Consider the following 11,941-nt stretch of genomic DNA (forward strand, 5'->3'; position numbering starts at 1 on the left):
CGGCGGGCGTGGCGGCGGTTTACCTGCGTGGGCTACGGCTCGCGGGGGACGTGGGCGCGGTTGAGCTGCGTGGGCTACGGCTCGCGGCGGGCGTGGGGGCGGTTTAGCCGCGTGGGCTACGGCTCGCCTCAGGCACGCGGGCCGCCGCCCCCGCGAGCAATTGCCACGCGGGCTGCGCTTACGCGGGCCGCCGCCCCCGCGCGCCCCCCGCGAACCCGGCGTCAGTCCCGCCTCAGGCCTCGCAACACCGGCGCCACCCGCCGCCGCGCCAGCTCCGCCCCGCGCAGCACCACCCCGTCCGCCCCGCGCAGCACATCCAGCACCGGCCGATCCCGGAACATCGGAACGAACCGCCCCGCCGCCAGCGCCTCCTCGACCGCGTCCCGATCGACAGTGGAGCCGGACAGGGTCAGATCCACACCGAGCGGAAACAGCTGCCGCCGGGTATGGAAGTCGACCGACGCGAACGGCCGTAACCCCTCCCGCCGCGCCAGCGAAGCCGCATGCCGGTTGGGCGCGATCCCGTCGTACTTCCGGTTCCACACCTCGACACCGGAGAGCAGCGGCGTCCACGCCGGGTCGTACCGTCGCCAAGCCTCCCGCCGCCACGGATGCGCCAGCACCGCGATCCCGCCGTCAGCAGCGACTTTCCCCAGCAAATCCGAAATGTCGGGAGTGTGACCATAAAAGGGGACTCGCCCCCACACCGGCACATGCACCACGTTGTCCGGGTCGTTGTACTCGATGCCGGGCACGAGCAGCACCCGGTCGGTGCTGGCGGCGGCGCAGGCGTCCCAGTACTCCGTGAGGCGCGACGGCTCGAACTCCCGGCTGTGATCGGCGAGCAGCACCACCCGGAAGCCCTGATCAGCGAAGGCCGCGGCGATGTCCGGCAGTTTCCACGTGGCGTCGTCGGACCACGCCGAGTGCACGTGGGCCGCCACCCGTACCGTTGTCACGCCCGCCTCCGCAGCTGCCCGGCGACCGTCTGCCAGGTGTCTCGCGCCAGAACATTCATCTCACCACGCCGCGTGTTGTACCACCGGGTGCCCCCGGCGGGCCGCAGCATCGCGGCGATGGTGGCGCCGCGGGAGGGCCACCGTCCGGCATCGGCGCCGCGCGCTCCGCGCAGCACCGCCAGCAGGTGCACGATCTCGCGGCCCAGGTGCCGGCTGAGCACGTGCGGCGCCGCCGGCACCGCGGGCGGGCGGAAGTCCGGGTCGAGCGCGCCGGTCACTGCCCATTGCGGGTACGGGATACCGCGCGCCCGTGCCAATGCCATGCTGCCCCAGGTACGGCCGTTGAGCTCCATGAACCAGGCACGTCCCGCGTCGTCGCGCAGCAACTCGATCATGAAGATGCCGTGCCAACCGGCGAGTTCGCAGAAGCGGGCGACCGCGGCGGCGAGATCCGGGTCGACGTCGATGGAGCGGCAGGCGCTCGACCCGGAGCCGCGCGGGTTCATCATCCGCACGCGCCGGTGCCCGGACAGCGCGTACACCCGGCCGCCGGCGGCGTATCCGAAGATCCCCTCGCCGACCCCGTCCACGAGCCGCTGGACGAGCGCGGGCGCGCCGAACGACGCGGCGATCTCGTGCGCCTCGGCCGCGTCGCGGGCGATGCCACCGGCCGGCCGGTCCAGCCGCCCGTCCCGGACGACCTCGGCGGCCGCGCACTTGACCATCCAGGGGCCGGACCCCGGCAGGCCGGCCGGCGCGGGAGTGCCGGGGGCCGGCACCACGGTGTCGGGCGCGGCGAAGCCGGCCGGCGCGGGAGTGCCGGGGGCCGGCACCACGGTGTCGGGCGCCGCGAAGCCGGCCGGCGGGGGAGCGCCGGGGGTCAGCACCACGGTGTCCGGCACCGCGAAGCCGGCCTTGGCGGCGAGGTCGAGCTGTTCGCTCTTGTCCAGCGCGAGCCCGGCGGCCGGGCCGGTCGGTCCGGCCACCACCAGCCCGGGAAGCTCGGCCGCGAGCCGATCGGTGACCAGCAGCGCGGCGTCGTCGAAGGGCAGCACCGCGACCGGCTGCTCGGCGGCGACCAGCTCCCGCAGCGCGGCCAGGGTGGCGGCCAGGTCCTTCTCCGGTGACGGCACGGCGACGACCCGGACGTCCCGGACGGTGGCGAGCGCCGGGCTGCGGCCGTCCCGGGTGAACGCGACCACCCGGTACCCGGCGTCGCGCAGGATCCACGCCGACTCGATGGCCGCGAGGGACTCGGCGAACCCCACCAGGACGGTCATCGCCATCGCTTCACCGTTCCCACCGCGAGTGCGCGGGCGCGAGCCGGCAGCGGGGCCGGCGCGAGCACGCCGGAGCGCATCGACGCGGGGGTGTCGTGGTGCCGGACGCTGTACCGGGGCTGCAGCCAGGCGCCGGAGCGGGCCGGGCGGCGGTCGCTGGTGTAGATCCGGGTGTAGCCGCGGTCGCGCAGCGCGGAGAGCACCCGCCGGTCGTACCGGCCGAGGGGGCAGGCGGCCGTGGTGATCGGGGCGCCGGCCGCTTCGGCGAGGACCGTGCGGGCGGTGTCGAACTCGGCGGTGGTCTCGGCGGCGGAGAGGCCGCGCCAGGACCGGTGGGCCATGCCGTGCGAGCCGATCGGCATGCCGGCCGACCGCAGCTTGGCGACACCGGCGCTGTCCACGCTGCCGGGGGTGTCCAGGCGGCCGGCGAGCAGGAAGAACTCGGCGGTCAGGCCGCGCTCGACGAGGGCCGGCAGACCGATCTCGACGTCCGAGGCGTTGCCGTCGTCGAAGCTGAGCCGCACCGGCACCGGCCAGGTGGACACCTCGTCGAGGATGGCCGCGAAGCGGTCGGCGGTCACCCAGTAGACGTCCTCGCCGGGTTCCAGCTCACGCTGTGGCTCGCCCACCCCGTGGAAGCAGATGTTCAGGACTCGGTCGTTGCTCATTGGTCTCCAGGAAGCAGGATCAGCGCGGGAAGCAGGATCAGCGCGCGGCCGGCTCGGTGCGGGACGACTCATCGTGCCCCCACGCCACGTCGCCCTGCCGCTTGGCCCGCACCGCGGCGAGAACGGTCAGGCCCACGTAACAGGCGGCGGCCGGGGCGAGCCACGGACGCGGCAGCACCACGTCACGCAGCCACGAGGAGCGCACCGACTGACGTACCCCGGAAGGGGCTTCGCCGCGGGCCGCGGCGGACCGCATGGCCGCGTTGCCGGCGCGGACCCGGGTCAGCCGGCGCACCAGGTCGGCGGTGCGGCGCGGGGTGGCGACAGTGGAGACCGCGGCCGGGACCTCGCGTTTCTCGCCGGTGGTGAAGAGCGAGTCCAGGAACAGGTCGTCGGCGACCATCCCCGGGAACTCGCCGAACCGGGCCCGGCCCCGCTCGGAGAGCATGATCGCGCCACGACCGAAGAGCGCGTTCCGGTACGCCGGGAGGCGCGAGTTGATCGCGAAATAGCCCCGCACCGGCAATGGGCGGCCGCTGACGTCGAGCGCCCGGCGCGGCACCACGGCCGGCACCTCCGGGCTGAGCGCCTCGGCGAGCGCCCGGATCGACCCGTGCGGCAGCACGATGTCGGCGTCGAGGTAGAGCCGGGGGAACGTGGTGGTGACCTCGTCGCCGGCGTTCAGCGCGCCCGCCTTGCCGGGCTCGGCCAGGTCGACGACCCGGACGCCGTGCCGGGACGCGGCCACCGAGGTCGTGGTGTCGGAGCATCCGTTCGCCACCACGGTGATCTCGAGCGCCGGCGCGGCCGGGTCGGAGAGCAGCGCGTCGAGGCAGCGGCCGAGGACCGCGGCTTCGTTGTGCGCCGCGATGACCACGCTGACTGCTGTGACGCTCATTCGTCGCGCGCCGCGTGGGACAGCGTGTCGTCGCCGGTGCGCTGGGCCGGCACGACCGTCTCGGCGGTGGCCGCCGGGGCTGCCGTGGGCAGGCGCTTGGCGAGCAGCGTGTTCCACACCGCGATGTACCGCTTGGCCTGGTGCTCCCAGGAGAGCAGCTCGGTGAAGCGGGCCAGGCCGTCACGGCGCATCCGCGCGCGGCGCTGCGGGTCGTCGAAGAGCTCGCTGATCGCCGCGCCGAACTCGGCCGGGTCGCCGGTCGGCACGTAGACGGCCGCGTCGGCGGCGCTGCGCCGGGTCTCGATCAGGTCGACGGCCACTACCGGCAGGCCACGGCCCAGGTACTCCACGGTCTTGGCCATCGTGGAGAGCTGGTTCATCCGGGTGGGCAGGTCGGGCTGGATCGCCACGGTGGCCGAGCGCAGCATCTCGTCGACGCCCGTCGCGTCGAGCCAGCCGGCGAACTCGACGACGTCGCCCAGGCCCCGGTCGGAGACGAGTTTCTGCAGCGCCGGCATGCTCTCGCCGTCACCGGCGATGGTCAGCCGCCAGTCGGTGCGGCCGCGCAGCCGGGTGAGTTGCTCGGCGGCGAGCACGGCGCCCTCGACGTTGTCCTGCGGGCCGAGCACGCCGAGGTAGACCAGGTGGTTCGGGGTGCGGCCGGTGTCCGCGACGCCCTCGGCGGGGGCCGCGATCTCGTCGGCGGCGGGACCGTTGCGGACCACTGTCACCTTGTCGGCGGGCACGCCGCGGGACAGCGCGTTCTCCTTGAACGACTCGTTGGTGGCGAAGACCGCCGAGGCGGTGCGCAGGGTCAGCCACTCGAACGCGACGAGCGTACGGAAGACGATGTTCTTTCGTTCGTCGCCGCCGGACCGGGTCGCGTAGATCTCGGGGCAGAGGTCGTGGTGGTCGAAGACCCACGGCCGGCCCAGCGCGCGCATCAGCAGGGCGAGCGGCCAGTAGACGTCCGGCGGGTTGCAGACCTGCACGGCGTGCGCCCGGCCGGAGAAGACCTCGCCGACCAGCCGGACGGCGATGCAGAGGAACGACCAGAGAAATTCGAAGGCGAACGAGAGCACGCCGCTGCCGAGCACGTAGACCGGGTAGGGCTTGAGGCGGGTGCCCCGGCTGCCGGGCAGGATCTTGAGGGTACGGTCGCCGCGCGGCGCGATGACAGTGACGTCGTAGCCGTTGCGTTCGAGGGAGAGGCATTCCCGGATGACCCGGCGATCCCGTTCAGCAGGCAAATTGGCGATGAGGATGGTGACCTGAGGTCGCTTTTGCTGCATTCGCCACGCACTTCCTTTTCCGGACATTCCACGGTCTGCCGCGCCGGGTTTGTGGCGCAGTGGTTCGCGGGGAGAACTCTTCCGGCACAAGGCGCTCGCAGCAATGGACCCTGTGGTGGCAACCCGAGTCGAATGTCTTACAGAAGCTCCGGACGGCCGAACAAATATGGACGGTTCGGCCCATTGACCCTCGGCTTTCTCGGCCAATCCGGACAATTCGGTTCAATGCGAAATACGCTGGCATTTTCTGCATTTCTATGTGACTTTCGGCCGGTTCTGACCGAACCGGCAACCGCCGCCGGTCCGGACGGGCCTAGCGCCGCACCGGCCGCACTCCGCAGAGTTCCAGCGGGCGACGAAAATGGGGGACCGCGTGCAGGCAACAGCTTCCGGACGGCTGTCCGGGTTGCGACACCCGCGAGTCGCGGCCGCCGATAGGGTGTCGCGGTGACAGCGGTCGAGCCGGCTGCCGCGAGGCGGCCCGGAGCATCCCAGCCCCCGTCCCGGCTGCCATCCCTGACCGGTCTGCGGTTCGTCGCGGCCTTCCTGGTGTTCGGCTTCCACGTCCACATCGAACAGTTCGTCGGCGACGGACCGGTGCGCACCGGCATGCAGTGGCTGTTCGGCCAGGGCGCGGTCGGGGTCTCCTTCTTCTTCATCCTCAGCGGCTTCGTGCTGACCTGGTCGGCGCGCTCGGGCGACACCGCGCGCCGGTTCTGGTGGCGTCGGGTGGCCCGGATCTACCCGGACCACGTGGCCACCTGGGTCGTCGCCATGGCGCTCGCGCTGATCGGCGGCGCCGGTGTCGCCGCGTCCGTCTGGCTGCCGAACCTGCTGCTGCTGCAGGCCTGGTCGCCCGACATCGACGTGTTCTTCGGCCTCAACACGGTCAGCTGGTCGCTCGCCTGCGAGATCTTCTTCTACGCCATGTGGCCGGCCCTCTTCGTGGTGTTGCGCCGCCTGCCCGCCCGCGCGCTCTGGCCCGGAACCGCGTTGATGCTCGGCCTGGTGTGGATCGTCCCGGTGATCGCTCAGGCGCTCCCGGCCGATGATCGATACTGGTTCATCTGGGTGTTCCCGGTCACCCGTCTGCCTGAATTCATCGCCGGAATGCTGCTCGCCCGAATCGTCCGGGAAAGCCGGTGGCCGACGGTTTTCGGCATGGGCCCGGCGATGGCGCTGGCCGCCGCGGCGTACCTCGCCTCGCAGTGGCTGCCCGGCGATTTCCGGATGGTGGCCGGCACCGTGGCGCCGCTCGCGCTGCTCGTCGCGGCCACCGCCCACGCCGACGTGACCGGCGCTCGCAGCCCCTGGCGCGGCCGCACGGCGATCAGGCTGGGCGAGATCTCGTACGCGTTCTACCTGGTGCATCAGCTGGTCCTGCGCCTGGTCGTGCACGTGTTCGGCGTCGGGCACGGGCTCCTGGCCGGGGTCGGCGCGGCCGTCCTGGCGCTCGTCCTGGCGCTCGCCGCGAGCTGGCTGCTCTACGAGCGGGTGGAGAACCCGGCGAATCGATTTCTGCTGCGACGGGGACCGACGAGGGCGAAGACAAAGGATTAAGACCGATTTTAAATGATGGCACTACTTCGGAGTCGTCATTGCGCCGACCGCCGGTGTTAGCATGTCCCGCGTTTATGACCGGTGCGAACGAGTGGACCGCAGCATCGAACCGACGAAACGGACGAAGGCCAGCGGAGTAAATGAACACCGACATGCATGAAGCAGATGACCTGGGCGGTCACCGCGCCCCGAAATCAAAAGGGCGAATGACTTTCGCCATTCTCGGCACGCTGGTGGCGGTTGCCGTGGTGATCGGCTTGCTGCGATTCGTGGGACCTGACACGTCCCGCCAGACCGCGGCCGAGGTGCCGCTCGACGCCGCGACGTCCGGCCTGGCCACGCCGGCCCCGAGCGCCGGATCCGCGTCCGCGTCCGTCAGCCCCAGTGCCAGCCCGAGCGCCTCGGCCAGCGGCAGCCCGAGCGCCGGCGCCTCGGCGTCGGCAAGCGCGTCGAGCAGCCCGTCGGTCAAGAAGTCGAAGACCACCGAGTCGGCGACGCAGACGGACTCCGGGCCGTGCGGCGCGTACCCGAAGATGCCCACCGCCTCCTGCACCGGCTGGGAGCACACCGGTGTGACGCTGCGCAGCTGCAAGGGCACGATCACCAAGAACAACGCGAAGCTGGACAAGTGCCGGTTCAGCGGCGGGCTCACCATCCAGGCGAAGAACGTCACGATCACCCGGTCGCTGGTCGAGGGCAAGGTGGGCGCCACCTACCTCACCGACTGGAGCCTCGGTGGCCTGAAGCTGATCGACGTCGAGATCGACGGCGGCGGTGGCGTCGACCCGAACGGTGAGGCGGCGATCGGCAGCAACGACTACAGCTGCCTGCGCTGTCACATCCACGGCACCGGCCGGGGCGCGAACATGGAGAACAACGTGACCATCCGTGACTCGTACCTGCACGGGTGGGTCTACACGGAGGGCGCGCACCAGACCGCTATCGGATCGAACGGCGGCGGCAACTTCGAGGTCGTGCACAACAACCTGGAGTGCCAGAGCAAGGGCTGCTCGTCGGCGCTGTCGCTCTACGGCGACTTCAAGCCGATCAACGGCGCGCTGATCGAGAAGAACCTGTTCAACACGGACGGCGGTTACTGCACCTACGGTGGCTCGACGGACGCGAAGCCGTACCCGATCGGCACCAACATCAAATACGTGGACAACCTCTTCGGCAAGAAGTTCGGCCCCAAGTGCGGCTACTACGGCCCGGTGGCGACCTTCGAGATGCACGACGGCAACGAGTGGCGCGGCAATCGCTGGCAGGACGGCTCCGGCAACGTGAAGCCGCAGGCCTGAGGCAACGGCACACGAGAAGGCCGGCCCCGGTGGGGCCGGCCTTTTCCGTGCCGTCGGGACGTGCCGTCAGAACGTGCCGTCGGGACGTGCTGTCAGAACGTGGCGTGGACCTGGAGGGTCTCGCCCATCTGCTCGCGGCTCACGCCACGGAAGAACATCTGACCCCAGACCTCCATCAGGATCAGCCGGGTCACCCACTCGTTCGGGCCGTCGGCGAGCGCGACGCCGATGGCGGTGTCGTCCAGGCCGTACATGTCGGCGACGAAGCCGTCCTGGAAGAACTTCGGCGTGACAGTCAGCCGCCGGCTGATCGAGACCGGGAAACCGCGCTTCGGCCGGGCCGCCAGGCTCTGCGGCAGGCGACGGGCGGCGACCTCGCGCACGGCCCACTTGTCGACGATGAACGGGTGACGCTTGTCGTTGGCGCGCAGCGTGCGGCGCAGCTTGTAGCGGTCCGGCAGGTTCACCGCGAGCTTGGTGAACTCGGGCGCCAGGAACGGGAAGCGCGCCTCCAGGCCCCAGGCCATGCCGAGCCGGTCGTTGCGGTGCAGCAGCGACACCAGGTGCGACTGGGCCAGGTCGAGCGAGGTGATCCGGGACCGGCGGTCGCGCCGGCCGATCACGTCGCCGATCGACTTGCCGCTGCTGCTGCCCACCAGCCTCGACTCGAAGCCCGAGCTCAGCTCCACCAGGCGCTGGGCGAACGTGTCCTCCGGGTGCGGCCAGAACAGCTTGGCGGCCTTCGGCGACAGGGCGGACAGCCAGGAGCGCGGCACTGCCTTGGCCCGGCCGATCAGGTCCAGCACCGGCTTGAGCGCCTGGTCCGGGTAACCGATCATGTACTCGTCGCTGCCCTCGCCGCTCAGCAGCACCTTGATGCCGTCGGCCGACGCCAGCTTGCAGACGGCGTAGTACGGCAGCGCGTTCAAGTGGTAGATCAGCGGGCCGTCGTTGAACCAGGTCACGTCCGGGATGCTCGCCACGATGTCGGCGTCGGTCACCCGTACCGTGTGAAGCTTGAGGCCGAGGGCGGCCGCCAAGGCCTCCGCCGCCGGGCGCTCGCTGTCGTTGACCACGTCCGCGTGGTAGAGCGGGATGTCGGCGCGCTCCCGGGCGGCAAGCGTCGAGATCAGGCTGGAGTCCACGCCGCCGCTGGCCAGGCAGGCCAGGGGAGCGTCGCTGACCAGCCGGGACCGCACGCCCGCGGTGATCGCCTCGTCCACCCGGCGGACCACCTCGGCGGACGGCGCCTTGGCGAGCTCGCGGTAGAGCGCGTCGTCGACCCAGTCGGTGATCCGGGCGAACAGCGACCGGTCGATGCTGCCCTTGCGGCGGTCGAAGACCAGCCGCTCGCCGGGCCGGACCGCGTGCACGCCCCGGTACAGGGTGCGGTCGCCCCAGGTCATCGAGTAACCCAGCAGCGCCGCGTTGATCGAGGCGACGCTCGGCTCCGGCGTGCCGCCCCGCCGCGCGACAAGCGCCTTGATCTCCGAGCCGAAGATCAGCCCGCCGTCCGGGGTCTTGGCGAAATAGAGCGGCTTGACGCCGTGCACGTCGCGGCCCAGCGTGAGGACTTCCTCGCGGGTGTCCCAGACCGCGACCGCCCAGTCGCCTTCCAGCTTTCCGAAGGCGGCGGCCGGGCCGTGCAGCGCGATCAGCGACAGCAGCACCTCGGTGTCACCCGTGGAGTGCACCTCGATGCCGGCCCTCCGCAGCTCCTCGCGCAGCTCCCGGAAGTTGTAGATCTCCCCGTTGAACGCGAGCACCCACCGGCCGTCGGCGGACGTCATCGGCTGGGCCGCGGCGTCGCTCAGGTCGAGAATGGACAGCCGCACGTGCCCCAGCCCGATTCCCGGGGCGGTCCACACACCGTCGGCATCGGGGCCGCGGTGCCGGATCGGCGCGAGCGCGTCCCGGATCTCCCCCGCGGTGACCGTGCCGTCGGCATGGGTGCATCGTCCAACCAGACCACACACGTGTGGTTCTCCTTCAGCGTCGGGCCTCGGCGGCCACTAAGAGGTTGAGCAGGAAGGCAACGGTGGAGGGGTCGGCCGAGCGCCGCCCGTCGAGCAGTTCGTCGAGCCAGCCGGACCGGACGATGCCGGTCTCCCGCAGCGCGGCCGGGCGGTCCGGCTCGGCACGCCAGTGCCGCACCACCGCCGCGCTGATCGTGGCGGCGCCCATCTGCGTGCGGCGGCCGCCGGTGACCCGCTGGCGCACCTTCGCGGTGGTCTTGCGCAGCGCCACCCGGGCCAGCGCCGCGCGAGTGCCGAGCCCGGCCTGGCCGAGCTTGGCCGGGACCAGGCCGGAGTCGAGCGGGATCGCGGCGAGCGCGGGGTCGAGCCGGTGCATGAGCTGCCCGGTCAGCCGTGAGCCGCGTTTCTGCTCCGGCGCCGGCGTCAGGGCCAGCTCCATGAACCGGCGGTCCAGCAGCGGGTTGACGAAGAACCTGTCGATCGCCGCGGGTGTGCCGTGCGCGCCGGCCCACCGCTGGGTGCGCTGCCACAGGTAGAACTCGTCGGTGGCGCGCAGCCAGTCGGTGTCGTAGCCCTCGAAGGCGCGCCCGACCGCGGCGAGCGCGTGGCCGCGGGCGGCCGTGACGAAGTCCGGCTCCAGCGCGTCGGCGGCCACCGCCTCGTTGACGAACAGCCGCCAGTCGGCGAGCCGCTCGACGAGCCGTGGCGACGTGGTCCCGCCGGTCTGACCGGCGTAGTAGAAGCCGCGGGCGGTCTCGCCGCCGGCGCCGGAGAGCCGGTGGCCCTGGCTGAGGTGGGACTCGAAGAGGGTGAGCGGCGCCAGCGCGACAGGGCTCGCGGAACACTCCAGCGCGGCTGCGGCGGCGAGCGCGGTGTCGTGCGCCACGGCATCGGTGACCGGCGGCTGCTGGTCCACCCGGAACACCTCGTGACGCAGCCCGCCCAGCTCGCTGAGGCGGGCGGCGACCCGCGACTCGACGCCACCGCCGACGTCGAGGGTGAGCGCGTGCAAGCCGTCGCGCATCTTCGGCGGGATCGCGCAGAGCAGCAGCCGGGAGTCCTGCCCGCCGGTCAGCTGCAGCACGGTGTCCGGGTGGTCCGCGAGATAACCGGTGTGAATGTCCCGCAGGATCGTCGCCATCTCGTCGACGACCTCGTCGAACGAGGCGGCCCGGCCGGACGGCGGCATCGAATCGGCGGCATAGCGCCGGACCTCGGCCCGTCCGCCGTTCAGCACCGCGAGGCAGCCGGGGGCGAGCTTGTGCACGCCGGTGAACGGCGTGCTGGTGCCGACCTGCCAGCCGACCAGGCTCTGCACGCCGAGCGCGGCGGTGTCGAGGCCGGCGCCGGCCAGCCGGGCCAGCGTACGCGCGCTGGTGGAGACGGCCGCGACGCCGTCGCCCTGCCAGTAGTAGAGGTGGCGCATGCCGAGCCAGTCGGTGGCCATCACGACCGGGGTGCTCGCGGCCGACCGGTGTGCCGCGCCCCACGGTGGCAGCACGGCGGCGAGCGCGGCGGGGTCGGACGGCTCGCCCTCGGCGAGCAGGCGCGCGAGCAGGCTGGTGTCCAGGTCGGAGGCTCGGTCACGCACGGAGCGCGTCAGGCGTACGGTGAAGGTGTCGTCGTCGATGACGTCGCCGGGCTCGGCGCCGGTGAAGGCCACCCAGCCGTCGCCGGAGCGGTGGCCGGTCGCCGAGGTGCCGAGCAGTTCCGGCCGGGGGTGAGAGGCGTCGCCGGAAACGGCGAGAAAGTCCCTCACAGGAGCGGTTCGGCGGCTCGGCGTGGTCGCATGGCAGCCACTCTAGGCAGTCCGGTGGTCCCCCGGATCCTCCGGACAGTCAGGGCGGATGGGACTCCGGTACCGCCCGGAATTGTCGCCTTGGCCGAATTTCTGAGGCCTGTCAGTTTGACGACTGGGCCGGTACGGCCTTGTCCGACAGCGTCTATGGGCAGCCCCTTGCCCGTCACGTATCCTGACCATGTTTCCCGCCGGTCCGCTGAGCGGCCGTT

General features: G+C 71.8%; 10 protein-coding genes. 2 read left to right on the forward strand and 8 right to left on the reverse strand.

Going from position 1 to position 11,941, the window contains the following annotated elements; all coding sequences use genetic code 11:
- Positions 1-221 precede the first annotated feature (221 nt).
- The 5 genes from AB0F72_RS35910 to AB0F72_RS35930 are packed head-to-tail and all read right to left on the reverse strand — an operon-like array spanning position 222 to position 5,097.
- A complete protein-coding gene (locus AB0F72_RS35910; protein ID WP_360441366.1) occupies positions 222-959 on the reverse strand; it encodes a PHP domain-containing protein in 738 nt (245 codons plus the stop codon).
- Positions 956-2,245, reverse strand: coding sequence for a hypothetical protein (locus AB0F72_RS35915; protein ID WP_360441369.1), 1,290 nt, complete (start codon positions 2,243-2,245; stop codon positions 956-958). Before AB0F72_RS35915 ends, AB0F72_RS35910 begins: the two co-directional genes overlap by 4 nt.
- The gene (locus tag AB0F72_RS35920) at positions 2,236-2,907 is read right to left on the reverse strand and encodes a polysaccharide deacetylase family protein (RefSeq protein ID WP_360441372.1); all 672 of its coding nucleotides are present in this window, start codon (positions 2,905-2,907) and stop codon (positions 2,236-2,238) included. The genes AB0F72_RS35915 and AB0F72_RS35920 overlap by 10 nt, the downstream gene beginning before the upstream one ends.
- 37 nt (positions 2,908-2,944) lie before the next feature.
- Positions 2,945-3,805 (reverse strand): glycosyltransferase, encoded by an 861-nt coding sequence (locus AB0F72_RS35925; RefSeq protein ID WP_360441375.1) that lies wholly within the window; start codon positions 3,803-3,805, stop codon positions 2,945-2,947.
- Complete coding sequence (locus AB0F72_RS35930) at positions 3,802-5,097, reverse strand: glycosyltransferase family 4 protein (protein ID WP_360441378.1); 1,296 nt, start codon at positions 5,095-5,097, stop codon at positions 3,802-3,804. Before AB0F72_RS35930 ends, AB0F72_RS35925 begins: the two co-directional genes overlap by 4 nt.
- Positions 5,098-5,544: 447 nt before the next feature.
- On the opposite strand from AB0F72_RS35930, the gene AB0F72_RS35935 reads away from it, so the two are divergent.
- Positions 5,545-6,657 carry an acyltransferase gene (locus AB0F72_RS35935; RefSeq protein ID WP_360441381.1) on the forward strand — a complete coding sequence of 371 codons (1,113 nt, stop codon included), beginning with the start codon at positions 5,545-5,547 and terminating at the stop codon, positions 6,655-6,657.
- Positions 6,658-6,835: 178 nt separating this feature from the next.
- Here AB0F72_RS35935 and AB0F72_RS35940 read toward each other — a convergent pair whose 3' ends face one another.
- A complete protein-coding gene (locus AB0F72_RS35940; RefSeq protein WP_360441384.1) occupies positions 6,836-7,225 on the reverse strand; it encodes a hypothetical protein in 390 nt (129 codons plus the stop codon).
- A gap of 4 nt (positions 7,226-7,229) precedes the next feature.
- On the opposite strand from AB0F72_RS35940, the gene AB0F72_RS35945 reads away from it, so the two are divergent.
- Entirely contained in the window at positions 7,230-7,955 is a 726-nt protein-coding gene (locus tag AB0F72_RS35945) for a hypothetical protein (protein ID WP_360441387.1), read from the forward strand.
- Between the two features lie 92 nt (positions 7,956-8,047).
- Here AB0F72_RS35945 and asnB read toward each other — a convergent pair whose 3' ends face one another.
- Together asnB and AB0F72_RS35955 are read right to left on the reverse strand one after the other, a co-directional pair.
- The gene (asnB, locus tag AB0F72_RS35950; RefSeq protein WP_360441390.1) at positions 8,048-9,931 is read right to left on the reverse strand and encodes an asparagine synthase (glutamine-hydrolyzing); all 1,884 of its coding nucleotides are present in this window, start codon (positions 9,929-9,931) and stop codon (positions 8,048-8,050) included.
- Between the two features lie 13 nt (positions 9,932-9,944).
- Positions 9,945-11,690 carry a hypothetical protein gene (locus tag AB0F72_RS35955; RefSeq protein WP_360441393.1) on the reverse strand — a complete coding sequence of 582 codons (1,746 nt, stop codon included), beginning with the start codon at positions 11,688-11,690 and terminating at the stop codon, positions 9,945-9,947.
- Positions 11,691-11,941 lie beyond the last annotated feature (251 nt).

The organism is Actinoplanes sp. NPDC023936 (assembly GCF_040639325.1).
In the GTDB taxonomy this organism is placed as follows: domain Bacteria; phylum Actinomycetota; class Actinomycetes; order Mycobacteriales; family Micromonosporaceae; genus Actinoplanes.